Origin of the sequence: Rheinheimera tangshanensis (assembly GCF_014645135.1) — a bacterium.
In the GTDB taxonomy this organism is placed as follows: Bacteria; Pseudomonadota; Gammaproteobacteria; order Enterobacterales; family Alteromonadaceae; genus Pararheinheimera; species Pararheinheimera tangshanensis.
In genome coordinates this window covers 191,649-217,576 of sequence record NZ_BMLH01000003.1, presented here as the reverse complement: position 1 = coordinate 217,576, position 25,928 = coordinate 191,649, and the positions used below count along the sequence as shown (strand labels likewise).

Here is a 25,928-nt window from a genome sequence, read left to right as displayed (position 1 = left end):
TTGACTGGTGAAAAGACATAAAGTTATTTAGTAGGGCGTGGTTTGGCTTTTGGTTTTGCCTTAGGTTTTACTTTGTTGGCACTATCCAGATCAATCCGGGTTTCGCTGGCTTTATTAGAGCGGCCTGAGAGCACCTTGCGCGAAATACTTTTGAGCAATGACTCACGGTTACTGACTTCAAAACCAGGTACCAGCACTCGTTTAATTTTACTGCCGATCAACTTTTGGATGCGCTCTAAGGTTTGCTCTTCTTCACGACTGACAAATGAAATCGCCTGCCCTTCGGCACCTGCCCGGCCAGTGCGACCTATGCGGTGTACATAATCTTCCGGCAGATAAGGTAAGTTAAAGTTAACCACATAATCCAGCCCCTGAATATCCAAACCCCGGGCTGCAACTTCAGTGGCGATTAATACCTGTAACTTAGCGGATTTAAAATCAGCGATAGCACGGCGTCGTGCACCCTGACTTTTATCTCCATGACACACAGCGGCTTCAATACGGCGTTGTTGTAAACCTGCTAACAAGCGGTCAGCCTGCTCTTTGGTACTGGTAAAAACCAACACCTGAAACCAGTTATTTTCTGCTAACAGCTGTTCGAATAATTCGATTTTGCGGCTTTCTTCCACCGGATACACCACGTGGTGCACTGTATCTGCAGTACTGTTGGTTTTCGCCACCCGGATTTGCTGATGATTTTTCAGAATTTTATGCGACAACTCATTCACTGCTGGTGAGGTTGTAGCGGAGAACAACATGGTTTGGCGTGAAGTGGCTGTCATTTGAATAAGTTTCAGCACATCCGTAACAAAACCCATATCCAGCATACGGTCGGCCTCGTCCAGCACGACAAATTCAACATCAGTTAAAATCACATTGCCAAGAGCCATATGCTCAATTAAACGGCCCGGTGTACTGATGACAATATCGACACCGGCTTGTAGTTTATTCGCCTGCCCGCCCATTTTTACGCCACCGTACAGTGCCGTCACGCTCAAAGGCACAAACCTGGCATACGCAGAAACAGACTCGGCGATTTGCTCAGCTAATTCACGGGTTGGAGTCAGAATTAAGGCGCGTGGGCGCTGTGCCACTGTATCTTTTGGTTTATCCAGCATGCGTTGTAACACAGGAATAGCAAAAGCAGCCGTTTTTCCCGTACCTGTTTGTGCTGTAACTTGTAAATCTTTACCACGACGAGCCGGCACTATCGCCTGCTCCTGTACCGGAGTCATAGTACTGTAGCCGCATTCAACCAAAGCGCGTTGTAAATCCGGAGCTAAATCTAAAGATGAAAATTGCATAAGAGTTCCTCTGTAGAATAGCTACAGTAAAAAATGAGGGCAGAATATACAGTATTTTAGCGGTAGAAGAGACAATTCTTTGTGATTGAATGAATTTTACGCAGTTTTTCTGTACTTTTCAGCTGCCAGAGGCAAGCTGGTTTTCAATTAAAAAGTGAAATGCTTATCTGCAGCGACAAGCATCCAGAGTATTAACCTTCGTCAGCTTCGTCGATGTCAAAGCCAAGTTCGCGTGGTTTATGTTTACAGGCACGAGCAAGAATTTCTACATAGAAACTCTCCAACTCTTGAGCCACAGCAGCATCAATATGTTTATTAATTTCAGAGGTGAAAATCTTTTCAGCTTTCTCTTCAGACGCACCAAAGCGGCAATCAAAAGTCCAGTAATCCATACCTACAGGCAGGGTTTTACGGCGCTCTCTGTTCAGATACTTTTTAATATCATATTTAATGGAGTCTACCCAGCGGGCCGGTTGCAGTTTGGGGTGGGTCAAAGCTATGGTTTTTTTCATTACAAATCCTGAATAGGTAGGCCGGCGCGCATTCTACATGGAAGAGCGCAAGACTGCTATTTTCTGGAAAAATTTAACGGAAAAACGCGGGGGCAGGATCACCCCCCCCCCACCATCAATCTGAACTAAAAGTATTGTCCAGAAGACAGCATATAGATAAATCTTAGTATAATTACAATGTTGCTGAGGGTCGCATAGTCAAAGCGATCATGCCCCAGTTCTTTATCCAAACATTGTGTTATTTTAAGAGTTCTTGATTTAAGGTAATCCAATACCAACAAAATGACTTCAAATAAGAACTCAACTTCAGGACTATTCATAATTAACACCTCAGATAAGTGAGTTAAGCTCTTTGCTCAACTACATCTATAGTGCGTGTTAATTAAAATAAATATTAATATCAATCAATTAAAGGCCGACCCACTTCCAGTACTCAATAATTTTGTCACTTTTTTTCACGCAACTCAAAAACTGCCAGATGATTTTTCACCATATCTGTATGCACTTCCTGCCGCTCAACTGCGACAGCGTTATCCCCACTTTTACCTTTGTTCAAGGTGATGCACATTCATTGGCTGAGGAAGTAAACAACGAGCCCTTAATGACTCACAACCTTAGAAAACACCTGCATAATCACCACACCAGCGATGATCAAAGCTATGCCAACCAGAGCTGGTAAATCGAGTTTCTGACCAAATAAAAACCAGGAGATGGTGGTGATCAGCACTATACCAACCCCAGACCAGACTGCGTAAGCTATGCCTATAGGAATAACTTTTAAGGTGAGTGACAGAAAATAAAAAGCGATAGCAAAACCCAGAATAACCAGCATTGATGGCCAGAACCTAGTAAAACCTTCGCTGGCTTTAAGGGATGACGTGGCGATCGTTTCAGCTACTATAGCTGTGGCTAAAAATAACCAGTGTTTCATTGCAGCTCTCCTTTGATCAGTGGTCCGGCTCAGATGTCCCTGCTAAGTAAATTCTGATACATCTGTGCCAACAGTTCAGACATGTGCTGTTGCTGCTGCGAAGTCAAGCCTGCCAGCATTTTACTGGCTATCTGGCGTTTTTTTATTTGTAACTGCGTAGCGACGTGTTGGCCTTGGCCTGATAATACTAATAATTGCCGCCTGCCATCGCTCGGATCGGTATGACGCTGCACTAAGGCCGCCTGCTGCAAGTCATTTAGCAACCGGGTAATTTGTGCTTTATCCCGCCTTAACAATTCCGACAGTTGTTGCGCTGTGCAGCCGTTTGTTCTGGCGATCAGTATCAGTAAGCGGCCATGCATAGCAGTTAAGCCTGGTAATTCAGGCCCGAGTTGCTGGAAAAACTGCCCTCTGAGTTCAGCAGTAAGTTGCTGTAGTTGATCCAGTACATCCTGTTTTTGTTCCATGATCGTTCCTCATCACACAGATAGTTGACTTCATCCACAAACACACAGATAATTAAGTTGATTATATCAACTAAACATATAATTTACCAAAGCTCAAACCAGCCCACAATGAGGTATTTATGTCAGATATACACAGTTGCCCAACCTGTAATGCCAGAGCAAGGCAAGTGAGAGATGCAGACTCAGGGGAACTCAGGCTTAAAGCTATACAGGATGATGAAGCTGCCGCCAAAATTGCTCAGTTAAAGCTGTTGTTGGAGAAAGAGAAAAACCGTAATGAGCGGCTAAAAGCTAAACTCGCCGAACTGGATGGACAGCCTGAAGTTTAATGATGAGCTGAGTGATTTAACTGGCCCACTCAATTTTATTTCATCGTGACAACATCATAGGCAAGAAGTTGGGGAACACGCTGTTGCAGCTGCGTTTCAATCTGATCAAGCTCAGTCAGGCGCTGACAAAACAACACAGATTTTTGCTCCAACTCGTCGGCTTTTAAATCCAGCCCTGTGTTAATTTTTGCCAATAATTCATCTGCCGGTTGCCAGTTCTGGCTTTCAGTCCGTTCAAAATCGTCTTCACTTTGGCGCAAAGCATCACGTAAAGCGTCCCACACTGCGCCTACAGTGTATTTGGCAAGGTCTTTCAGTTGAGTTTTTAATTCCCCATGTAAAAAGGAGTCCAGTTCATTCAGACTTTGTGGTGCCAGATAAAAATGCTCACCACTTCGGACAAAACGTGAGGTCAGCTGATAGGTGGTTTCGCGGATCAGCGCTTGCCATTCCTCCTGCTGAGCTGTGCTGCCAATACCAACCAACATATTTTCAATGGCCGTCAAACCAAGTTCGACGCTGTCCACCGCTATGGTCACCAGCTCTGGTACAAATTTACGTAACCCCTGAGCGTATTGGCGAACCAACTCCTGCTCTGCCGGGTTTAAGGTGATCCATTCACCCCGGATAAATAGATCTTTATCCTGATTGATCTGAAACACTGTGCGGTTGGTGTTTTGAATACGAATTTGTTCAGGAGAAATAAGAATACCGTGGCGAAAGGCCATATTGCATTCAGCCGCCAAGCCTTGCCAGCTGCAGAACATCAGAAACAGGATCAACACAAGGCGCAAAATATCAACTCTCTTTCAACGGGATTGGTCAGGCAATGCAGGCTAGCTTAGGTGAAAAAGATTGCGAAATCATCTGGAAGTAACGCATTGCTGTGGTCTTTCATCGAAAAGACCACAGCATATAACCTTTTATTCATCACTGAATCGGACCAGGCGCACATACAAACGAATAATTTTCTCTTTGGTATTGTTTTTGCCACTGTACATCGCAATGGCCCAGGCCCTGTCAGGCTGATTGACCACTGTAGTTCCTGTCCACATGTTTTCACTGTTGCTGGCAGGAAAAGCGGTCAGGTTGATAGCCGGGTCTACACAGCTGCGTTCAACCAGCGTCAGCACTTCTTTGGCATTAGGCAAACGCCAGGTGCTAAAACCTGCCAGAGTACTGCGTTTTGCTTCAGTTAAAGCCTCGGGCCAGTCCAGTTGCTGCGCTGTTCCGGTACAGGTGCGGCTGGAGCTATCCCAACTTTGCCCAATCAGACAACGTGACCACATCAGCTTAGTCTTAGTATCCAGCACTGTGCCATCTGCGTTCAGCTGAAAATTACTGATAGGTTTAGTCGTCGTAATATCGCTGTAACATACTTGAGCTGCATAAGCGGGTAATGCCACCATCAGCATCATCAAAACATATTTTGACATAAATTTTCCTTATGGTGAGCGCACCAGACGCACATAACCTAACTGGTTTTGCTGTTTTGGCAAGGTGTTGTCGTTGCCGTTACGGATATCGAACACCCAGGCTGAGATACCCCCGCCGCCCTCAGCGCTGGTTTGAGCTGTCCAGTAAAACATATTGTTTTGTATCGAATAATCAGGTTCAAACCGGAAAAACGTCGGATCTAACAAATGATTTTCACCCACACGACCAAAGTCAGCGATGGACATTAACTCTTCCAAGGTAGGCAAACGCCAGTTTGCACCACCGCAATAGGCAGTTTCATTCACCTCTTCGACATAGACCTCAATACCACAGTTTTCTGCACTGGGGCAGGTACTTAAAGCCGCGGCCGGGACACCGGCTTCATCACCATTGCCTGGATTAGTGCTGACAAAACTGTATCTGTTATTGGCAGCGCGCAAGGTACTGGCTGGTGGGGCGGTAATCACCGGTTCTTTTAATTCCCAAATAAGACCAGTGACATTATCGCGCAGACAGGCAAATTCAGTGGCTGTGTCGGGTAACTCATCACCAAATGGATCCAGCTTGGTAAAATCGAAGGCTTTTTCACCTTTGCCTATTTTGCGCAGATACTGCACCACGCTGTCACGTCCGCCATCCCCATCCTGACGTGGGTAACTTTCATCACCACAAGGGATCACTCCGGAGAGATCATAACAATTCACTACACCGGTGTCGGGCAAGTCACCCAATACCGCATTGCTGACCGTCACCAGCATGGTATCGGTAGAGGTTTGGTTATTGCTGTCTGTGGCAATTAACTGCAGCTCTAACTGACTGGTACCTGAAATATCAGGAGCAATAAAAGACGCCTGACAAGAGGTTGGATTCACCAGAACTAATGCCTGACCTTTTAACTGACTCCAACGACAACTAAAACTACCTGCCACTGTGCGAGTGCCACTGCCGTCTAACAGCACTTCAGCAAACTCACGTACCTGCTGATCGGGTCCGGCATTGGCAATAATTTGTTGCGTGCTGGCGCGTATCGGCACTTTAATACTGCCTTGGGCTGTTAACCCCTCATCATCAGTGATCAGCAGACTCAGCTCAATATCAGTTTGGGCAGCCACTAAAGGGGCCACAAAACTAAGGGTCGCTGTGCCTGCGCCTGTTAAAGTGACTTCTGGTCCTGATGTCTGGCTCCACTGATAGGCGGCAATACTGCCATCAGCATCTAAGTCATAAGAGGACGCAGCGCTGATACTGACGGTTAGCCCTTGAGCTACAGGTAAAATCGAAGGTTGGGTAATTTGAAGAACAGCAACAGGCCCTTTATTCTCAGCCTTGACCAATACCTGAGTTTCGTCCGTTAAGTTTTGTCCCGCAGGTGTAGTGTAAGTCACCTGAAACACTAAGATGCTATCTGCTTTTACCGCTGGTGCGGTTAAAGTCACTGCGGCTGTGCTGGCAGGCATCCCTGTGACTGCAGTTCCGGATAACTGACGCCAGGCAAAAGTTCCACCTGCCGGGTCACCCAAAGCGGTCAGGGTAAAACTGTCGGTTTCATTGACAGTCTGCTCTCTGCCGGCATTGACACTGGATGTCGAGCCTGACTGGTCAGAGTCGTCACCACCCCCCCCCCCACAGCCAATCAGCGCAGTGCTTAGTAAAAGCAAAATAAACCATTGTTGTATTCGGATCATTGTCTTGTTTCCACCACAGGCCGCTCGTGGCACTGTCAATCAGCACCAATAACAGCAAAAATTTGACATCAGAAGTAACACAGGATAAACGAAGCAAAAGACAGGCCAGTTTTGCGCAGGAATACGGCAGAACTGGCATAAAGATTAGGAAGGCTACAAGGCTTCGACAACAACACCTTGCTCAGACAATCGAATACGGGAAGGACCATACTCTTTTTTTGTTCTTAATAGTTCGTTGCCAAAACTGGTTTCGACTCCGGCAAATAGTTGCTGTGTCACTTCAATACAAACTGACAATAACAACTGTCGTCTTTGCTCTTCCAGTTGCTTGATATCTGCAATAAAGGCGGAGGCAATACTACGGTGTTCTTCAAACTCTTCCACCATAGCGGCCATCTGCTCTTGTACTGCCGCAGATTTCTCCATCTGTTTAAGTTGCTCGACGTGTTGTTTCACCAGTTCCATCTCGGCTTTTAAACCGGCTAAACTGGCCCTCAGTACAGTTTGTTTTTCTATCAGAGGATCCATCTGCTTATTCAGCACTATTTGCAATAAGCTGCCTGATGGCGCCCCCAGATTGCCGCAACGTAAGCCATTGCCCAGGTAATAACGGCCACCGACAATTTTTCCGTTAGCCTTTTCGACTGTACCGGCTAGTACCGAATTCGCTTCAACCTGACAATGCAGCAGTTGTTTGGACACTGTTAGGATGCCCTCACATTTGATAGCGGCGTATTGCGCCAGCGTACAGTGAATATTACCTTTAGCCCTCAGCTGGGTGCTCAGTTCAGTATGTTCACTGACTTCGCCTATCTGATGGCCGATGATAGCGCCACCTATAGTGATGTCACCGCCAGACTCAATCAAATCACCTTCAAAAATACCTTTGACAAATACATTGCCACCGGCAATCACTTTCATTGCTTCAGCAACGTCGCCGTTAATGACCACCGCACCTTTGAAAATAATATGACCTGATCCTGTGTCGACTTTATTGATCACAAAGACTTCATCAACCGCAACACAGGCCTCCATCAAACGCGGCATTCCATCTTTGCTGGCAATTAAAAGATCGGGGTTATCTGCAGAGATCTCAGAACCTTCAGCCGCTCCCCAAGGTAACTGCTGTCCATCCAAAGCAGAGAGCCGGGTCCCTGTCACCGTCATGCCTTCTTTGCCTTTGGTCGGCGGAAGACGACGCATCAGAGCTTCCCCCTTTTTGACCGACGCAATAGCACCAAAATCACGTAAATCGACTTTGCCTTCAGAGCGGGCAACAGGCTGTTTACTGCGGTTAGACATATCACGGATCAGCAGTTCGAACACAGAATCACGGCCTGGTGTTGGTAACCGCCCGGCTGCAATTTCGGCTTTAATTTTACTACCGGGTTCGGCACGACTGGCTTGTGCTACCAACTGCAGTATCTGCTCTTTCTGGAAACCAAAAACGATGCCGGCTTCCTGCCCTGTCTTTACGGCTTCATTGGCTGAGATAGGGTTCCCGCCATAAGCAGCTGTGATTTCGGCGGTAGCGTGCATGGCGTCGCTGCTAAGCTCAATCTTCAGCTGAGCATGTACACGCTGAGCAACTTTATACTTCAGTACATAGCCTTCGGCCTGTAACTGCTGTTTGATTTTCTGCTGGATTTGCTGATATTCCAGCAATAAATTTTTGATTTGGTCTTGCAATAATAAACAACGACCGTAACCAGCCTGGTGTAATTGCTCTTTGAGTAAATCCACAGTCAGATTGGTCTGAGTGACAGGCATATGAATAAAGACTAAATCGTCCTGGAGGCTAAACTGACACGCTAACACATTTACTGTCACAGGCAATTACCACTTAAAGAGAGCAAGCCACCATGATGTCAAACTCGTCCGGCTTAAGCCGGCATTGAGTTTGTACCTAATTTTACTAAATATAGTTTTCCTGGTGAATACGGATAAACAAATCTGTACCTACTTTACTGTAATCTACTTTGTATTCTTTGTTATTCAAAGCTTGTACAAATAACAAAGTTTTGTTTTCACTGAATACGTCGGAGCTGGCGATATCAACTAATTCCAGATAACGGGCTTTTGCATCCGCTTTGCTTGACGGAACTTCTTCAGTGAATATTTTCACGCCGTGACGAGTGGCAACAATCACCGGATCTCCCGTGTCATTTACTATGACTAAATCCACTTTTTTCTGTTTGTGGATCAGGGTGTTACGCCCACTAACTAAAAATGCTTTTTCATAATTATTCATAACTGAAATACCGTTTTTAATTTTGTTTTATTGCGCCATTATGATACAGACGCATATCAAGTGTCTAGGTCACTGTATTATCTAAACATTGTAACCGGATTTGATTCACTTTGCGGCAAAACTCAGCAGGTTCCGGACCTATAGCACTCATTGGAATAAATAGATCAAAGCCTGTTAATTGCCTCAATAATTGCATGCGCCGGGCAAACATTGCAATAGCACCTTTATAACTGCGCGTTGTTCCTCTGTATTCACCAACTTCTACCATCAGATCTGTTGGACAGGTCCCTGAGGGGCAATTACTGCCCAGTGCAGCAATCAGCAAGTGGCGCTGCTCTACCATTAAATGGACAGCTAAACGCGGTTGCAGTTGAGCGAGAAAATCATCGTAGCTTTTCAGTTTTACACCGATATAAGCGATTTGTTTACCATCCAGCTCCGGCACTGCAACAAAAAAAAGCCCGGTCCAGGGAATACGCCAGTGCCCTTTGTGGTGTATATAACAGAATCCCTGCTGGTCAAGCTCTACGACATAAAAAGGTTCTGTTAATTTGGCATACCCCGCCAACAATCCAAGCAAACAACAAATCAACAACAAGACCCAGGCTGAACTGTGCAATAGATCTGGCGTTAGCAATAGCAAGAACAGCCATAACAACAAAGCAGAGCTACTGAAAAGCAGAGTTTTCACACCACCTTTGGCTGTTGCCGCTCTGTACTGCAATTTATCCATCAGCCCATGTACCAAAAATAAAATGCAGCCATCAGTGCCACCCATACAATGTAAAACCGCATATTTTGGCAAAACTCACACTTTTGTTCCGACATTCTCTACTCCGATACGACCAACACCTGAGTCATTGCGATAACACGTGCACTCTGCTGGCTATTATTCCCTACAATAAAGCCCATTATTCTAAGAGTACCAGACCGGGGTTATCGTGACGCAAAAAAATTCGAATCTAATATGGGTGTTGTTAGTGGGGTTATCCCTGTTTATTGTCTACCTTTTCTTTCAAAATCAATCAATTGAGGAGGAAAGAAAGGCAGAAAGCTCAGCGACCTTAGTCACCACCCAAGTCGTCAGGCACTCAGCTTTAGTGCGCCAGGTGACAAGTTTAGGTACAGCTCTTGCTAATGAGTCTGTGCAAATTGTCAGCAACACCAGTGATTATCTAATTGAATTAAATATTAACGAAGGTAAGTTGATTGAAAAAGGCCAACTGATCGCTCAGTTAAATGATGTGGAAGAACGAGCCAGGGTAGCTGAACTCTCTGCCTCTTTGGTGGACCAAAAACGCCAATTGGAACGGGTGAAAAACCTGGCAAAAACTCAAGCCACAGCCCAGTCTCTGCTGGATGAACAGCAAACCAGGGTGAATACCACACAAGCTCAGTTGGACGCAGTCAAAGCCCGCTTAAATGAAATGACGATCCGGGCTCCTTTTACTGGCGTTTTAGGTTTACGTCAAGTCAGCGAAGGTGCCTATTTAACCGCAGGTACGGTACTCACTACACTGGATGATTTAAACAAAATCCGTCTGGAATTTAGCGTGGCTGAATATTATCTGGCTCAATTAAAACCTGGTATGACAGTCAACTCCAGCAGTGTGGCTTACCCTGGAAAAGTCTTTACCGGTCAGATCAAAGCGATAGACACCCGCTTAGACCCTGTCACCCGTTCTGTAAAAGTGCATGCCTTAGTGTCAAATGACGAACTGGAATTACGCCCTGGTATGCTGCTGAATGTCAGCGTGACGCTGGCAGAAGTGCAGGCGCTGCAAGTCTCTGAAAAGGCTATAGTGCCACTGCAAAACAAGCAGTACGTCTTTGTGGTCAATCAGGACAACACTGTGACTCAAACTGAAGTGCAGCTGGGGCAACGTATGCCGGGTCTGGTGGAGGTTGTATCAGGGTTAAATGCAGGCGATCAGATAGTGATTGAGGGCACTACTAAAATCCGCTCAGGTTCTGTGGTGACTCCTACTGTTAGCAAAGCGGGGCAATAAGCATGTGGTTATCTGATGTTTCGGTCAAACGACCGGTCTTTGCCACTGTAGTGAACTTGATTTTACTGATTTTTGGTATCGTCTGTTTCACTATGCTGCCGCTTAGGGAATTCCCTGATATTGATGCGCCTATAGTGACCATCAGTACCGACTATCCGGGAGCCTCAGCTGAAATCGTTGAAACCAAAATCACACAGCCCATTGAGGATATGATTTCGGGTGTGGAGGGTATTAAAAATATAAACTCCAATAGCCGTGATGGCCGCTCCAACGTCACCATTGAGTTTAATATCAGCCGTGATATAGACGCCGCTGCCAACGATGTGCGCGAGCGGGTGTCCCGTATTCTGGATAACCTGCCGGATCAGGCGTACCCGCCTGAAGTGTTTAAAGCTGATGGCGATGACGACACTATTGCCTGGTTTGTGCTCAATAGCGAAACCATGACCAATCTGGAGTTATCTGATTATGCCGACCGTTACATCGTTGAGCGTTTTTCAGTCGTTGATGGTGTGGCCCGTATTCAAATCGGTGGGGAACGCCGCTATGCGATGCGCTTATGGCTGGACAAAGACGCCATGGCGGCCCGTGGGGTGACAGTCCAGGATATTGAAACTGTGCTGCGGGCTGAAAACGTTGAATTACCGGCAGGTAATATCAAATCTGAAGATCGGAACTTTACAGTACGGGTGGTTCGGACTTACAAAACTCAGCAGGACTTCAGACGCTTAGCTATTAAACGCGGTGAAGATAATTACCTGGTGCGTTTAGGTGAAGTAGCTCAGGTTATTTTAAGTTCGGAAGATGAAGAAAACGAATTCCGTGGTGATGGTAAAAACCTGCTGGGTATCGGCATCATCAAACAGTCAAAAGCCAACACGCTGGATGTGGTGCAAAATGCCCGCGCAGAGATGGAAAAAATTAAAGCCAGTCTGCCAGCAGGTACAACGATAGAACCGGGTTATGACTCTTCACTCTTTATCGCTGAATCTATTAAAGAGGTGTACAACACCTTAGGTATTGCCATGGGCATGGTGGTCCTGGTGATTTTCCTGTTCCTTGGGAATTTACGCGCTACTTTTATTCCTGCCATCACTGTTCCAGTCGCTTTAGTTGCCGCGGTCACTGTGCTCTACGCTCTGGATTTTTCCATCAATTTGCTGACGCTGCTGGCCATGGTTTTAGCCATAGGTTTGGTTGTGGATGACTCCATCGTCGTACTAGAGAACATTTACCGCCGCATCGAGGAAGGCGAACATCCGCTGCTGGCATCATACCGTGGTGCCCGTGAAGTAGGTTTTGCTGTAGTCGCCACCACTTTAGTACTGATTGCGGTTTTTGTTCCCTTGGTCTTTATGCAGGGTGAACTGGGTAAACTCTTTACTGAATTTGCGTTAGCCGTAGCTGCTGCTGTGGCCTTCTCTGCTATTACCGCATTAACCCTCTCCCCTATGCTGGCCAGTAAGTTGTTGACGCACAAAAAACGCGAATCCCGTTTCAGTGCTGCTATGCACAAGGGGTTTGCCAAACTGGAAGCGGGTTACAGTAATCAGCTGAATGCAGTGATAGCAAGGCGCTGGCCGACTATGGCCGTGCTGGTGATGAGCTTTGTTGCAACTATACTGCTATTAAAGTTAATTCCTTCTGAGCTGGCACCACAGGAAGACAGAGGCACCTTTTTTGTCAATATGAGTGGCGCTGAAGGCGCAAGTTACGCCAACAACAGCCGTAACATGCGTTTAATCGAAGACATACTGATGCCCTACTACGAAAAAGGTGAGTTTAATCGCTTGCTGATCCGGGTCCCTGGCTGGGGTAATTCAGGCGGCGTGGCCATAGTAGGCACTGAAAACTGGAATAATGGCAAAAGACGTACCTCAGAGCTGATGCAGGAAGTCAGCGGTAAACTGAATCAATTACCTGATGTCAAAGCCTTCACCTTTATGCGCAGCGGCTTAGGTGGCGGTCGTGGTGGTGGTCGTCCTGTACAGTTTGTAATTCAGGGCAATACCTATCAGGAACTGGTGCAGTGGCGCGATATAGTGCTGGCAAAAGCTGCAGAAAATCCACAACTGCAAATGCTGGATCACGACTACAAAGAGACTGTGCCTCAAGTGCTGGTGGAAATTAACAGTGAGCGGGCTGCCGATTTAGGGATTTCTGTTGGCGCTGTAGGTCAGGCATTGGAAGCTATGCTGGGCGGTCGCAGAGTCACCACTTTCCTCGACCGGGGTAAAGAATACGACGTGATACTCGAAGGCGCAGACAAAGACTTTGCCAAGCCTGGCAGTATCAGTAATGTCTACGTGCGGGCGAAAGAGTCTGGCAAGCTTATTCCACTGGATAACCTGGTGGTGCTTAAAGAAGAAGCCACTACATCCAGCTTAAACCGCTACAACAGGATGCGTAGTATCACTATTACCGCTAACCTGGCGCCTGGCTACAGTCTGGGTGAAGCGCTGGAGTTTTTAGAACAAACGGTGAAAGACAATATCGAAGGTACAGTCGGTATTGACTACAAAGGTGAATCACTGCTGTTTAAAGAAAGCGGCGAGTCGACAGTGCTGATTTTTGCATTAGCTTTGCTTATTACCTTTTTGGTTCTGGCGGCGCAGTTCGAAAGTTTTGTCCATCCTTTTGTCATTATGCTGACGGTGCCGCTGGGCTTAGTCGGTGCTTTGGCTGGTTTATATTTGGCTGGTATGACGCTGAATATATACAGCCAGATAGGCTTAGTGATGCTGATAGGTTTGGTGGCGAAAAACGGTATTTTAATAGTTGAATTTGCTAACCAGTTGCGTGACGCTGGCGTCGAGTTTGAAGAGGCGATTAAGCGGGCTTCCGCTTTACGATTACGGCCTATTGTGATGACCGCTTTTACTACCGTATTCAGTGCTATTCCACTGATCATCACCACAGGCCCTGGCTCTGAAAGCCGTATGGTGATAGGTATGGTGATCTTCGCAGGTGTAGGTGTTGCCACCTTGCTAACCATTTATGTCGTGCCTGTGGCTTATATGGTATTGGCCCGTAATACAGGCTCACCACTGGCTATTAGTAAAGAGCTGGACTTACTGGACAAAGAGTCACCGGACAAAGGGTCGTAACATTCAGGGTTCGACTGAGTAAAAAGACCTCGCTTCGTGCGGGGTCTTTTTTATCCAAGCGCAAATTAAAACACAGTCCTTTGTTTTAGCTCTGGTTTATATGGATAAAAATCAGCTACCTTAACCACGAGATCTGATGAATGGAGCAATAGCAAATGGACGCCTGGCTTTTGTTGAGTGCACTTTTTCCGCTACTGAGCGTGCTCACGTTTTTAGTCCTGTTGCGCTGGCCTGCCCGCCAAGCCATGCCGCTGTGTTTGCTGGGTACAGCTATCTTAAGCGCTTTTGTCTGGTCTGTATCGCTGTTACAGATAGCAGCAGCTATTGCTGAGGGACTAGTCATCGCTGCCACTGTGCTATGGGTAGTGTTTGGCGCCTTGCTGCTTCTAAACCTGCTCGAGAATAACGGTAGCTTTTTATTGATCCGTCGTGGTTTTGCCGCGATTTCCGGCGATCATCGTATTCAATTATTATTTGTTGGCTGGTTACTGGTGGCGTTTTTAGAAGGTGCTGCTGGTTTTGGTACGCCAGCCGCCATAGCGGCGCCTCTGTTGATTGCTTTGGGTTTCAGACCATTAGCTGCAGTGGTTTTAACTCTGATCGCAGATTCAGTCCCGGTCTCTTTTGGTGCCATAGGAACTCCAGTACTGGTCGGACTGACCAACGGATTGCCGGGCATATCGCCAGAACTGATTGAACAAAGCGCCGTAACCGCAGCCAGTATTGACCTGTTTTGTGCCAGTCTCATACCTGTACTGATGTGCCTGATATTGTGCCGCTATTTTAGCGATAAGCCCGACTGGCGTTCAGGTTTGACTATTGCACCTCTGGCTTTTTTATCCGGCCTTTGTTACAGCTTGCCCGCTTTTTTTGTCGCCCGTTACCTAGGCCCTGAATTTCCCTCTTTGTTAGGTGCTTTGGCAGGTTTGATCGTGCTGACCTTGTTAGTGCGTTTTGGTATAGCGGTACCTGCGACTTTGTGGCGCTGTGACAACGAAACAAATAACACCAGCACAGGAGAAGTTGCGCCTGAGCACTTAGCTTTATTCAAAGCCTGGGGAGCTTACCTGTTGCTGGCGGTTTTATTGGTGCTCAGCCGATTGGAGTTTTTACCTTTTAAAGCTGTTTTGCAGACCGTGCAACTCAACTGGTCAGAGATTTTTGGTTCAACTTTATCCACCTCAGTTCAGCCTTTGTATCTACCCGGTACTGTGTTTGTGTTGACCGTACTTTTGTTGTTGCCATGGCAAACTAAGCGTCGCCAGTTGATGCGCAAAGCCACTACTGAAAGCTTACACAGAATTTGGCCAGCGGCTATTACGCTAGCCAGCGCAGTGCCTATGGTACGGCTGTTTTTACATTCAGATCTCAACAGCGCAGATTTGCCGGCTATGCCAATCTATCTCGCCTCTGTTACGAGCCAGCATTTAGTGGAGTTCTGGTTGTGGTGTGCCCCATGGATAGGCGCTTTAGGGTCCTTTATTGCCGGGTCAGCCACCTTTTCCAACCTGATGTTTGCCAGTGTGCAACAACAATTGGCGCTCGATGCTACCCTGCCTTTATCTCTGGTACTGGCACTACAAATGCTCGGCGCAAACGCAGGTAATATGGTGTGTGTAGTGAACGTAGTAGCTGCGGCTTCGGTCTGCAAGCTGACCGGCCAGGAAGGGCAGATCATGCGTTTTACCTTGTTGCCGATGGCGCTATACTGCTTACTGGCAAGCGCAATAGCCACTGTACTCTACAGTACTACAGCTTAGTCGAAGGGGTCAGCACATCTGTGGTTGTGCTCTGATAACGCTTCACCGTTTTTTCTATATCACCTTGCTCAAACAACTTCTGCCAGGCTTTTTGCAGTTTGATTAACATAGCTTTGGATAAGGTTGTTTTACTGAAACCAAAATAGACAGGGCTTTGATACACCAGCACTAAAGCCTGGTAATTTTTAGCATTTTTATACTGATGTGTTTGCCAATAATGCAGTACTGACTGATCCTCCAAAATTGCATTGACTCTGCCCGCCTCCAACAACGCAAGTTTGTCCTGAATACTGCTGATACTAACCAGTTGTCTGGCAAAAAAGGGGTTTTGTTCCAGTAACTCAAACTCCTCGCCGTAATAAGCGCCATTGAGCTTCGCAATACGTCCCAGGTCAACCTTGTCAGATAAGTCATTTAATTGTTCGATCTTAGGTAACTTGCTCGGATCACCAATCAGCCAGATAGATTCAATATGGTGAGGACCAATAAAGGCAAAGTCAGCTTTGCGGGCATCGCTGTATGACAAATGACTGACTAAATCCAATTCACCGCTTTTAAGTTGTGCCAACGAACGCAACCAGGGGCTGTTGACAAACACCAGCTCGCATCCCACCTCTTTTGCCAGCAGTTGCAACAACTCGACACTCTGCCCTTGCCAGCCTTGTTCTCTTAAAATCAAGTGGGGAGGGAAATCGGTTTCTGCCGCCATCCGCAGCACACAGGCCTGAATACTGGCAGAGCAAAGTAATACCATTGCAGCTAATGCAGACAATACTCTTTTGCGCATTCCTGATCCTGTTGATTTAATTAGACAGTTCTACTATTACACGACATTATTTGCTTTACCAGATGCCTCTTCAAGTAGTGATAAATATCTTTAGCAATCACTTGTTTCTATTTCTTATTCGTTTTAATGTCAAATATGTAAGCGATTGGTTTTGTTAGTTAATTTAAAGATAAGGAGTTGTCGAATTGAATAAAAAAATACTGTTGTTATCTGCTGCGTTTTGCAGTGTATTTATCAGCACTGCAGCTTTGGCAGCGGACAAAGGCAAAATAGGTTTGTCTCTGGATATTGCAGTAGAAGGAGGTTTTTTTAACCCTACTTTATCCAGCGTAAAAGTGAAACAACTTGTGGCTGGCGGCGCAGCAGAAAAAGCCGGAGTATTGGTAGGCGATCAAATTCTGAAGATTGCGGACTGCGCTATTCCTGGTTGTCCTGCCGATGATGCCAAAGACTTGCTGAAGAAAAATAAAGGCGAGTCTGTCAGCTTCTTGATTAAGCAAGCAGACGGTGCACAACTGACGAAAACTGTAATTGCTGAATAAGCATCTCCACCACGCTAAAGACACCTGACCGCCGGACATTTCTGCTAACGCCCGGCTCCCAGCTCTGCTACACTGCACAAGTTTTGTCAAAGGTGTTCTGCATAAGCAATAGCTACTGTCATGAACTTGAAAGGGAAACAGGTGTAAATCCTGTACTGTACCCGCAACTGTAAGCCACTTTGCTCGAGCAGAGTATGGCAAGTCAGATGTCCTGCCTTTACAAATCTCAGGCGTTGCCGGACTTCCAATGTCATTGGGGTATACAGTCCGTGCGGCACACAGTGCGGGCTTACACTGTGCCGGAACTCTGCGGTTTTTTCTGCTGCCAGTGCTGGTCCCTGCCCGTTATTTCATGGAGCTTTGTTGTGGGCCAGACCCCGGTTATCGAATTTTCAGAGGTGCAGCTACGCATCCATCAGCAACAGATCTTAACAGCGCTGAATTTTGTCATTCAGCCGGGCCAATTTGTCGCTTTACTTGGTCCTAACGGCGCAGGTAAAACCAGCTTATTGCGCTTGCTACAAAAAGAATATCAGCCAAGCTTTGGACAGATTAAGTTGCAAGGTCGGCCGCTTAGCGCTTTTAGCCAATCCGAACTGGCTGCGAAAGTGGCACTGGTCAGTCAGTTATCTGGTCCTTTATTTGATTTAACTGTAGCTGATGTGGTGCTGATGGGGCTGATCCCTCATAAAGCCTTATGGCAAACCAATACAGAACAAGACTTGCAGCAACTTAAACACAGCCTTGAACTGGTTGGTTTAGCCAATAAAGAGCGTCACTCTTTTGCTCATTTATCAGGTGGTGAACAACAACGGGTGTTATTGGCCCGCGCTGTGATGCAAAAGCCTCTGTTGTTACTGCTGGACGAACCGACTAACCATCTGGACTTGTATTACCAGCATCAGGTGCTGCGTATTGCCAAAGCGCTGGATATTACCGTGATTGCCAGTATTCATGATCTCAATCTGGCATCGCGTTATTGCGACCGTTTATTGCTGTTGAATAAAGGCCAACTGGTCGCAGATGGCACAGCAGAACAAGTGCTGACGCAGCAGTTGCTCACCGAGGTATTCCGCATCCCCTGCCTTATTGATCAAAACCCTTTTGGTGATTGTCCTCGGGTAAGTTTTGGTTATAAGGACAATTTATGAGCAAAGTGTTAGTGGCAGCTTTGCCTGTCCCTTTACGTTTTTTATTGGCAACAGCCTTGTTACTGCTGGTCTGCATGCTGGCTTTAAACACCGGCTCCGTGTCTATCCCCTTTACTGGCTTATTCGGCTTTGCCGCGCTGGATGAAATGCAATCGACTGTGCTGTGGCAACTGCGTTTTCCGCGCTTATTATTGGCATTACTGGCGGGGAGCGGTTTAGCTCTCTGTGGCGCTTTGCTGCAAAATGCCAGCCGCAATCCACTGGCCGATCCTTATTTATTTGGCATAGTTTCAGGCGCTGCTTTGGGGGCAACCATTGCGACTATAGTGCTGCCAGAGTGGCAACTACTGACTCCTCTCTTCGCTTTTTTTGGCGCTTTGCTGGCAGTATTTCTGGTGCTGCTAATTGGCGCTCGTAGTCGCTGGCAACGTTTAGAAACTTTGCTGCTTTGTGGTGTAGCGGTCAGCTTTATGCTCAGTGCCATCACTACCACCTTGCTGTATTTATCTGAGCCTTTTGCCGCCAATAGGGTGATGTTTTGGCTGATGGGCAGTTTAAGTCAGGCCAGCCTGACTCATGTGGCTCTGATCAGTCCCCTTGTGTTTATCACCTTGTTGCTGGGCCTACTGTATCGCCGCCAGCTCGACGCCTTGGTTTTAACCGATGAAAGTGCCCGCAGCCTGGGGGTCAAGGTCCAACCTTTGCGTCTGATTATTCTATTGCTTTGTGCTGCGGTCAGCGCCGCTATCGTAGCCTGTTGTGGCGGTATAGCTTTTGTCGGCCTGATGATCCCCCATCTGGTGCGTTCTTTGTTTGGCTTATCCAGTGTGGCTTTATTACTGGGTTCTGTCTGGTTGGGCGCTTTATTTTTAGTCGCGGTCGACACCTTGTCGCGCAGCTTGTTGCCAGATCAGGAGCTACCTATAGGTGTGGTCACATCCGCCATCGGCAGCTTGTTCTTTTTATCCATGTTATTTAAATACCGCCGCGGTTAACGGAGTTTTATGATGTTATTTGAGATACCTGCTCTGGATAAAACGGCGACGGCAGCCATACAGCAACGCATTGATTTAAAAACTAAACCTGCAGGTGCTTTGGGTGTGCTGGAGATGCTGGCGTTACAACTGGCGCTGATACAAAACTCAGAGGCCCACTTATCACTCAATAAGCCTGTACTGCTGATATTTGCTGGCGATCATGGCATCAACGCTCATGGTGTCAGTATAGCGCCCAGCGCAGTCACACAGCAGATGGTGCTGAATTTTCTTGCCGGAGGCGCTGCGGCCAACTGCTTTAGTCGCAGTAACGGCATTGAGTTAGCTGTAGTAGATGCCGGTATCTTATCTGCCCTGCCCGACGCAGCCGGTTTAATTCAGCAATCGTTAGGCTGTGGCACCGCAGATTTCAGTCAGGGTCCGGCCATGACTCTGGCTCAGGTGGAAGCGGGTCTGGCCTTAGGCCGCCATATCGCCCGGCAGCAGATCCTGGCTGGTTGTGATCTCTTACTGCTCGGTGAGATGGGCATAGCTAATACCAGCAGCGCAGCAGCCTTACTGGCCGCTGCGACTGATTTGCCGGTTGAAACTTGTGTTGGTCGGGGCACCGGCATCAGCGATGCGCAATTTGCATTAAAACTGAATTTAATCAAACAGGCGCTGCAGCGGCCTTATGCCAAAGATCCGCTATCCGTACTCGCTGAATTTGGTGGTTTTGAACTGGTCCAGCTCTGTGGCGCTATCTTAGGTGCAGCTTCTTTGCAGAAACCTGTACTGATTGATGGCTTTATTGTTTCAGTCGCAGCTCTGCTCGCTTGCCAGCTAGCGCCCAATTGCCGGGATTATTTAATTTTTGCTCATCAGGGAGCTGAGGCCGGTCATAAGGCGGTGTTACAACAGCTCAATGCAACAGCCTTACTGGATTTAGGCTTACGTTTAGGCGAAGGCACAGGTGCCGCTTTGGCTGTACCGCTCGTGCGTGCCGCCATCAGCTTTTACAACGATATGGCCAGTTTTGCTGATGCTGGCGTGACTCAAGTGGTGGAAGCCGGAGTCGCGACGTGATGAGCACTTTGCTGCAATGGCCCCTCCGACAATGGCAACTCTTTTGTCTGGCGTTAGCATTTTTCAGCCGTATTCCAGTGCCTGCATCGACCCCTTACAGCCCGGAGCTGTTAAATCAAAGCAGCCGTTATTTAAGTCTGGTGGGGTTGTTATTAGGTGCTCTGCAAGCTTTGGTGCTGCTATTGGCTGCTCAACTGCTGCCTTTTTCCATTGCCGTGCTGCTCAGTTTAATCTCAGGTCTGGTGCTGACCGGTGCTTTTCATGAAGACGGTCTGGCCGACACAGCGGACGGTTTAGGTGGCGGTTTGTCTCTGGATCGTAAACTGGAGATTATGAAAGACAGCAGAGTAGGCACTTATGGTCTGGTCGCGCTGTTCTCTGTGTTTTTAATCAAATGGCAAAGCCTGTTCGCTTTAGACACCCAAGCGGTTTGGGCTCTGGTGCTGGTAGCTGGCTTATCGCGCGCAACCGCAGTCAGCCTGACCTTTGTGTTGCCTTATCAGCAATTAGACGTTGTCAGCAAAAGCAAACCTATAGCGACCTCCTTACAAAAACGAGCCTTGCTGTCGATTTGGCTTTTTGTCCTGCCGTTTTTATATTTTATCCCTCTGTCTTTAACTTTATCTCTGCTTGCAATATTAGCCTTGAGTTTTATCCTGCTGTTTTTTTACTACCGCAGCCAGTTGCAAGGCTATACCGGAGATTTATTAGGCGCAGCGCAGCAAGTTACTGAACTGAGTTTGTACTTGGTATGGCTGATATGGTGGAGACAACAGGGATGAAAAAAACGCTGATTTTAGGAGGAGCCCGCAGCGGTAAATCCAGTCTGGCAGAGCGTCTGGCTAAAACCTCAGAGCTGGTGACTTATATAGCAACAGCCACAGCTTTTGACGCCGAAATGAGCCAACGAATAAAACTGCACCAGCAGCAAAGACCTAAACACTGGCATTTGCTTGAATGTCCTTTATTACTCAGTGAAGCTTTACATCAGCTTTCAGGCTCGGGCCAAACAGTGTTAGTCGATTGCCTGACCCTGTGGCTGAATAATCAGTTGTATCATTCGCCAGATCAGAACTTTGCGTTTTTACGCCAGCAGCTCGCTGAAGCTGTTGCACAGTTTGAAGGACAACTAATTTTAGTCAGCAATGAAGTCGGTATGGGACTGGTGCCACTGGGCGAGCTGAATCGTCTGTTTGTCGACCAGCAAGGTTGGCTGAATCAGCAACTGGCTGCCGTCTGTGATGAAGTTGTGTTTGTGGCAGCGGGTTTACCGCTGTATTTAAAACGAGGCACAGATGCAACAGATTGATTTAGTCCGCCATGGTCCTGTGGCCGGTCCTGCGGCTTTGTATGGCTGGACAGATGTCGCGCTGCAACAGTCAGCGCCAGCCTGTCTTGACTGGTTAAACAAACAAAATTATCAACAGGTGCTGAGCTCGCCGTTACAGCGCTGTCGCCATAGTGCCGCAGCTCAGGCACAGCGCCTGCAACTTGGGCTTGTGATAGAGCCGGATTTCAAAGAAATGAATTTTGGCCGCTGGGACTCTGTGCCTTTTGATGAGCAAAGTCCGGACTGGCCGTTACAACAAGACTTCTGGCAGCAGCCTTTTGCAATCACGCCGCCTGCAGGTGAATCTTTAACTGAGTTTCAGCAACGGGTTTTACAGGCTTTTGAACGACACAGTCAGTATCAAAGTGGACGAGCATTATGGCTGTTGCATGGTGGTGTGATCCGTCTGCTACTGGCCCATTTACTTCATATTGATCTCAGACACAGCCACTGGCTGCAACAGCTATCAATTGGCTATGGCAGTGTCAGTCGGATCAGCCGTTATAACGAACAGAGTCCCTGGCAAGTCCATTGCATTGCCGCGCCAGGTTTTTCATTTGAACAACGAGAACTGCCATGACCGATCTGAAACAACAAAACCATAAAAAACGTCAGCAAAAACTGAAAGAACAAGTCGATAGCCGTATTGCCGCTGCTACGGCCGACAAAGCCTTATTGCTGGTGATCACCGGCAATGGGAAAGGTAAATCCACAGCGGGTTTTGGTACTGTGGCCCGCGCTGTCGGCCATGGTTTAAAAGCTGCTGTGGCGCAGTTTATTAAAGGCAGTTGGGACTGTGGCGAGCGCAATTTATTGCAGCAGCACGGTGTTGAATTTGCCGTGATGAACACAGGGTTTACCTGGGATACCCAGGACAGAGCTGCCGATATTGCTGCCGCTGAGCAGGTTTGGGCCAAAGCCGAACAGTTTTTGCAGGATGACAGTATTCAGCTAGTGCTACTGGATGAGCTGACTTATATGGTGAGTTACCACTACATAGACTTAGAGAGAGTAGTCAAGGCACTAAATAACAGACCCACGACTCAACATGTGCTGATCACAGGCCGTGCTGCGCACCGGACTTTAATTGAGATGGCCGATACCGTTAGCGAAGTGCAGTCAATCAAACATGCTTTTGATGCAGGCATACAAGTACAAAAAGGAGTCGATTGGTAATGTCTGTGCTACGTATTGTGTTGTGCTGCTGTGCTTTATTTACAGTGACGGTACAAGCCAAACCGGCTCAACGTATTGTTGCGCTCTCTCCCCATTTAGTAGAGCAGCTCTATAGCCTTGGTGTAGGTGACATGATTGTTGGCACAACCGATCATGCCGATTACCCGGAAGGCGCAAAAAACATACCTCGTGTTGGCAATTATGCCCAATTGCAGGTCGAGAAAATTCTGGCGTTAAAACCGGATCTGGTTCTGGTCTGGACGGACGGCAACCCGCCGGCTGATGTCGCCAGGTTACGCCAGTTTGGCTTAACTGTGGTGGATTCGAATCCACTGCTGCTGACAGACATTGCCAAAGAACTACGTTTATTAGGTCAGCTGACAGGCGCTGACGCGGCGGCAGAACAACAAGCTCAGCTAATGGAACAAGGCTTAGCTGAACTACAGAAAAACTACAGCGATAAAATTAAAGTCACAGTTTTTTACGAGCTCTGGCAACAACCACTGTCGACTGTGGCACAAAAAGCCTGGCCGCAGCAGCAGTTGGAGCTTTGTGGCGCCCACAATCCCTTTGCTGATGCTATAGGGGATTACCCGCAGGTTAGTTTGGAGCATGTGGTCGCCAGTCAGCCGCAACTGATTATTCAGCCTGTGTCGGTGAATGAACCACGCGCCCTGCTCGACTGGAGCCGCTGGCCCGCCATTCCGGCCGTTAAATATCAACAGTTTAGCCAGCCAGATTCAGACCTGGTGCACCGCACCACAAGCAGAATGCTGCATGGGGTGCGGCAACTTTGCGCCGACATCGACAAAGCGCGGCAATTTTTTGCCAAAAAGTCCTAAAGTTATTTAAACCAGCGCCGATAACCTGATTAGTCAGAACTATACTGCAAACGATCCAGCCCCTAAGGGAGTGTATTTATGTCATCTGTGAACGGTGTCGGCGCATCAAATGCTTCAGCCCAGGCTCAAGCGAACAAAGCAGAAAGCAATGAGAAAACCGAAGAGAAAAAGCTCTCTGGTTACGATGCATCACGCATGAATAAGCAAAAACTCAATGCTGCTATTATGGAAAACCAACTGAAACTGAGCGCAGGTGAAGACGATAACTCGATGAAGTTATTGTATAAAACAGCTCTTGAAGGCATTAACAAAGAACTGGAAGCTGAATTTGGTCCCAATGCCGCAGAGAAAATTAAAAATAGTGGTGTCGATACCTCAGCTCAAGCGACAGCCGATCGTATCGTAGGTTTTGCCACAGCGTTTTATCAGAAATACTCAGAACAAAACCCCGATATGCCGGAAGAAGAGCGGTTGGATAAATTTCTCGCCTTAGTAGGTGGTGGTGTAGATAAAGGGTTTGAAGACGCCCGCGGTGTTCTGGATGGCTTGGGTGTGCTCAATGGCAAAATTGCCGAAGACATCGACAGCACCTATTCCTTGATCCAGGACGGTTTTGCCAAGTTCCGTGAAATGATTTTAAACCCGGATAAAACTACCGAAGATCAAGACATGAGTGAATCTGTTGCGGCCAATACCGGCAGCGAATTACGGTTTTCGGTGAAAGTGTAATTCATTCTCTGTAATAGCGACTCCTGACGTGCTGGTTTCAGTGAATGTTTGAAACCAGCGGTTTTTACACTGGCCTTAGACCGTTAAGGCCAGTTTTTTTGTTTCAGGCACAAGAAAATTTAATGGCTGCTCAGCCCTGTTTTCATCAGTAACGCTGGGTTTTGTTTGCTTCCTTCCTCACTGATCCAAATCTGATTATCCTGATCAATGCAGACTCCTTCGACTTGACCTTTAGTCGGTAACGTCTTGGTTTGTAACAATTGCAGCTGATGATCATAACGGGCTATCTGAGACTGAAAACCCGCATTACTTAAGTGAGCCCAAATTGCTGTTCGCGGATCCGGGTAGCCGACCAACCACCACTGCTGCTGGTTATGATCAAAAATCGCATCCGTCACCAAAAAGCCGGGATTAGCGAAAGGCAGAGCATCACCAAGATATTGCTGTTTCACATCAGGACTGATTTTGTAACGTGCAGGGATTTGGCTCTGCCAGCTTTTACTGATCAGCCACAATGCACCTTGTTGATACACCATAGCCTCGAAGTCCAGATCATGTTGATAAGGCTGACGTTTTTCATCTGGCGGCAACAAGACCTCCAGTCGTTCAGGCCGATAAGGTTGTGATAAATCAGACCAATCCAGAGGTACTTTGTAAATAAATAATCTATGTTTACGACCCGCATTGTTACCTGTATCGGCCAGATATAAAAATTTACCATCTGAAGTGATAGCTTCCCAGTCACTATTTCTGACGGACAATTGAAGCTGGGCGCGGATCAAACCGCTGCGATCAAACCGATATAAGACCGGTTTTCCCCCCGAATCATTAAAGCTTATAAAGTCTTGCTCCAGGCAAAGTAAGCCTGAGGTCTCCAATAGCTCTGGCGGCAAAGTGACAATAGACTGCCCCTGAACTGGCGCGGTCTGACTGATGCTACAGCCACTTAACAGCAACAAAAGCCCCGCCAGGCCGGACAATATGCTGTATCTGATTGGATGGCTCACAACAACTCCCTGAAGTGGCAGAGCCGGCAACAAAGACACGGCATGCATAATGATGCCTGCACTGGCATCTTTTTGGATAACGGCTCAACGCCTCTGTGGTTTCATTCTATGAACGGCAACAATACTGAGCCAGCGCTTTTTGTACATCCAAAATGGAACCGTCTTTATTAAAGGTTTTAGTGAGAGGACTGTCTGCACCGCTGAGCCAGATATGCAAGTCAGATTCCAGGTCAAAGTGACCTTTGGTTTGTGCACTAAACCGCATAATAGAGCGATAAGGCACGGACATAAACTCTTTTTTCGACCCGGTTAAGCCTTGTTTATCAACAAAAATCAAACGCCTGTCGGTAAAAACAATCAAGTCGCGAATCACTTTATAGGCTTGTTGCAGTTTTTCATCTGGTAGTAAAATCTGGCTGAACTCAGTTTCAATATCAGCCAAATCAATTTGTCCTGCATTGCCCAATAAACCGCTAAAAAGTCCCATCTGTATTCCTTGTTCAAGCCTGTGC

Annotated in this window: 27 protein-coding genes and 1 riboswitch; of the genes, 14 read left to right on the top strand and 13 right to left on the bottom strand. The window is 47.2% G+C overall.

What is annotated here, in order from left to right:
- Window positions 1-23: 23 nt before the first annotated feature.
- From IEW88_RS08270 to IEW88_RS08255, 4 genes are all read right to left on the bottom strand, one after another.
- Entirely contained in the window at window positions 24-1,304 is a 1,281-nt protein-coding gene (locus IEW88_RS08270; RefSeq protein ID WP_147903760.1) for a DEAD/DEAH box helicase, read from the bottom strand.
- A 191-nt stretch (window positions 1,305-1,495) separates the two neighbouring features.
- Window positions 1,496-1,816 (bottom strand): DUF6172 family protein, encoded by a 321-nt coding sequence (locus IEW88_RS08265; RefSeq protein ID WP_053423576.1) that lies wholly within the window; start codon window positions 1,814-1,816, stop codon window positions 1,496-1,498.
- Window positions 1,817-2,414: 598 nt separating this feature from the next.
- A complete protein-coding gene (locus tag IEW88_RS08260; protein ID WP_147903761.1) occupies window positions 2,415-2,747 on the bottom strand; it encodes a DMT family transporter in 333 nt (110 codons plus the stop codon).
- Window positions 2,748-2,776: 29 nt separating this feature from the next.
- Window positions 2,777-3,214 carry a MarR family winged helix-turn-helix transcriptional regulator gene (locus tag IEW88_RS08255; RefSeq protein ID WP_147903762.1) on the bottom strand — a complete coding sequence of 146 codons (438 nt, stop codon included), beginning with the start codon at window positions 3,212-3,214 and terminating at the stop codon, window positions 2,777-2,779.
- A 119-nt stretch (window positions 3,215-3,333) separates the two neighbouring features.
- Here IEW88_RS08255 and IEW88_RS08250 point away from each other — a divergent pair, with 119 nt between their 5' ends.
- Entirely contained in the window at window positions 3,334-3,543 is a 210-nt protein-coding gene (locus tag IEW88_RS08250; protein WP_147903763.1) for a hypothetical protein, read from the top strand.
- Window positions 3,544-3,578: 35 nt separating this feature from the next.
- On the opposite strand, the gene IEW88_RS08245 is transcribed toward IEW88_RS08250, so the two are convergent.
- From IEW88_RS08245 to IEW88_RS08220, 6 genes are all read right to left on the bottom strand, one after another.
- Complete coding sequence (locus IEW88_RS08245; RefSeq protein ID WP_229670415.1) at window positions 3,579-4,328, bottom strand: DUF2884 family protein; 750 nt, start codon at window positions 4,326-4,328, stop codon at window positions 3,579-3,581.
- A gap of 138 nt (window positions 4,329-4,466) precedes the next feature.
- Window positions 4,467-4,979, bottom strand: a complete 513-nt coding sequence (locus IEW88_RS08240) for an Lcl C-terminal domain-containing protein (protein ID WP_147903764.1) — start codon at window positions 4,977-4,979, stop codon at window positions 4,467-4,469.
- A gap of 9 nt (window positions 4,980-4,988) precedes the next feature.
- On the bottom strand, window positions 4,989-6,665 hold the full coding sequence (locus tag IEW88_RS08235) for an Lcl C-terminal domain-containing protein (protein ID WP_147903765.1): 1,677 nt from the start codon (window positions 6,663-6,665) through the stop codon (window positions 4,989-4,991).
- A 153-nt stretch (window positions 6,666-6,818) separates the two neighbouring features.
- Window positions 6,819-8,495: a flagellar assembly protein A gene (locus IEW88_RS08230; protein WP_147903766.1), complete on the bottom strand. Its 1,677-nt coding sequence runs from the start codon at window positions 8,493-8,495 to the stop codon at window positions 6,819-6,821.
- Between the two features lie 85 nt (window positions 8,496-8,580).
- Window positions 8,581-8,916 (bottom strand): hypothetical protein, encoded by a 336-nt coding sequence (locus tag IEW88_RS08225; RefSeq protein ID WP_053423581.1) that lies wholly within the window; start codon window positions 8,914-8,916, stop codon window positions 8,581-8,583.
- A gap of 64 nt (window positions 8,917-8,980) precedes the next feature.
- Window positions 8,981-9,649: a DUF2982 domain-containing protein gene (locus IEW88_RS08220; RefSeq protein WP_185148565.1), complete on the bottom strand. Its 669-nt coding sequence runs from the start codon at window positions 9,647-9,649 to the stop codon at window positions 8,981-8,983.
- A gap of 376 nt (window positions 9,650-10,025) precedes the next feature.
- Here IEW88_RS08220 and IEW88_RS08215 point away from each other — a divergent pair, with 376 nt between their 5' ends.
- From IEW88_RS08215 to IEW88_RS08205, 3 genes are all read left to right on the top strand, one after another.
- Entirely contained in the window at window positions 10,026-10,925 is a 900-nt protein-coding gene (locus IEW88_RS08215) for an efflux RND transporter periplasmic adaptor subunit (protein ID WP_229670385.1), read from the top strand.
- A 2-nt stretch (window positions 10,926-10,927) separates the two neighbouring features.
- Entirely contained in the window at window positions 10,928-14,032 is a 3,105-nt protein-coding gene (locus IEW88_RS08210) for an efflux RND transporter permease subunit (protein WP_147903769.1), read from the top strand.
- 155 nt (window positions 14,033-14,187) lie between these two features.
- Window positions 14,188-15,792, top strand: a complete 1,605-nt coding sequence (locus IEW88_RS08205; protein ID WP_147903770.1) for an L-lactate permease — start codon at window positions 14,188-14,190, stop codon at window positions 15,790-15,792.
- Here the strand turns inward: IEW88_RS08205 and IEW88_RS08200 are convergent.
- A complete protein-coding gene (locus tag IEW88_RS08200; RefSeq protein WP_147903771.1) occupies window positions 15,782-16,579 on the bottom strand; it encodes a substrate-binding periplasmic protein in 798 nt (265 codons plus the stop codon). The genes IEW88_RS08205 and IEW88_RS08200 overlap by 11 nt on opposite strands.
- A gap of 185 nt (window positions 16,580-16,764) precedes the next feature.
- Between IEW88_RS08200 and IEW88_RS08195 the strand changes: the two genes are divergently transcribed.
- The 10 genes from IEW88_RS08195 to IEW88_RS08150 all read left to right on the top strand — a co-directional run bounded on the left by IEW88_RS08195 (window position 16,765) and on the right by IEW88_RS08150 (window position 24,409).
- The gene (locus tag IEW88_RS08195) at window positions 16,765-17,121 is read left to right on the top strand and encodes a PDZ domain-containing protein (protein ID WP_053423587.1); all 357 of its coding nucleotides are present in this window, start codon (window positions 16,765-16,767) and stop codon (window positions 17,119-17,121) included.
- A 73-nt stretch (window positions 17,122-17,194) separates the two neighbouring features.
- A riboswitch (cobalamin riboswitch) is annotated at window positions 17,195-17,354 on the top strand.
- Window positions 17,355-17,486: 132 nt separating this feature from the next.
- Window positions 17,487-18,272, top strand: a complete 786-nt coding sequence (locus IEW88_RS08190) for an ABC transporter ATP-binding protein (RefSeq protein WP_229670377.1) — start codon at window positions 17,487-17,489, stop codon at window positions 18,270-18,272.
- Window positions 18,269-19,267: a FecCD family ABC transporter permease gene (locus IEW88_RS08185; protein ID WP_147903773.1), complete on the top strand. Its 999-nt coding sequence runs from the start codon at window positions 18,269-18,271 to the stop codon at window positions 19,265-19,267. Before IEW88_RS08190 ends, IEW88_RS08185 begins: the two co-directional genes overlap by 4 nt.
- A 9-nt stretch (window positions 19,268-19,276) precedes the next feature.
- Window positions 19,277-20,332, top strand: coding sequence for a nicotinate-nucleotide--dimethylbenzimidazole phosphoribosyltransferase (gene cobT / locus IEW88_RS08180; protein ID WP_229670375.1), 1,056 nt, complete (start codon window positions 19,277-19,279; stop codon window positions 20,330-20,332).
- Window positions 20,332-21,114: an adenosylcobinamide-GDP ribazoletransferase gene (locus IEW88_RS08175; protein ID WP_147903774.1), complete on the top strand. Its 783-nt coding sequence runs from the start codon at window positions 20,332-20,334 to the stop codon at window positions 21,112-21,114. Before cobT ends, IEW88_RS08175 begins: the two co-directional genes overlap by 1 nt.
- Window positions 21,111-21,641 carry a bifunctional adenosylcobinamide kinase/adenosylcobinamide-phosphate guanylyltransferase gene (gene cobU, locus IEW88_RS08170; protein ID WP_229670373.1) on the top strand — a complete coding sequence of 177 codons (531 nt, stop codon included), beginning with the start codon at window positions 21,111-21,113 and terminating at the stop codon, window positions 21,639-21,641. The genes IEW88_RS08175 and cobU overlap by 4 nt, the downstream gene beginning before the upstream one ends.
- The gene (locus tag IEW88_RS08165; protein ID WP_147903776.1) at window positions 21,628-22,242 is read left to right on the top strand and encodes a histidine phosphatase family protein; all 615 of its coding nucleotides are present in this window, start codon (window positions 21,628-21,630) and stop codon (window positions 22,240-22,242) included. The genes cobU and IEW88_RS08165 overlap by 14 nt, the downstream gene beginning before the upstream one ends.
- A complete protein-coding gene (gene cobO, locus IEW88_RS08160; protein ID WP_147903777.1) occupies window positions 22,239-22,838 on the top strand; it encodes a cob(I)yrinic acid a,c-diamide adenosyltransferase in 600 nt (199 codons plus the stop codon). The genes IEW88_RS08165 and cobO overlap by 4 nt, the downstream gene beginning before the upstream one ends.
- On the top strand, window positions 22,838-23,680 hold the full coding sequence (locus IEW88_RS08155; RefSeq protein WP_147903778.1) for a cobalamin-binding protein: 843 nt from the start codon (window positions 22,838-22,840) through the stop codon (window positions 23,678-23,680). The genes cobO and IEW88_RS08155 overlap by 1 nt, the downstream gene beginning before the upstream one ends.
- A 78-nt stretch (window positions 23,681-23,758) precedes the next feature.
- On the top strand, window positions 23,759-24,409 hold the full coding sequence (locus IEW88_RS08150; protein WP_147903779.1) for a DUF5610 domain-containing protein: 651 nt from the start codon (window positions 23,759-23,761) through the stop codon (window positions 24,407-24,409).
- A gap of 119 nt (window positions 24,410-24,528) precedes the next feature.
- On the opposite strand, the gene IEW88_RS08145 is transcribed toward IEW88_RS08150, so the two are convergent.
- Both IEW88_RS08145 and IEW88_RS08140 read right to left on the bottom strand, forming a co-directional pair.
- Entirely contained in the window at window positions 24,529-25,416 is an 888-nt protein-coding gene (locus IEW88_RS08145) for a hypothetical protein (protein WP_147903780.1), read from the bottom strand.
- A 106-nt stretch (window positions 25,417-25,522) separates the two neighbouring features.
- Window positions 25,523-25,903 (bottom strand): PH domain-containing protein, encoded by a 381-nt coding sequence (locus tag IEW88_RS08140; protein ID WP_147903781.1) that lies wholly within the window; start codon window positions 25,901-25,903, stop codon window positions 25,523-25,525.
- Window positions 25,904-25,928: the final 25 nt, after the last annotated feature.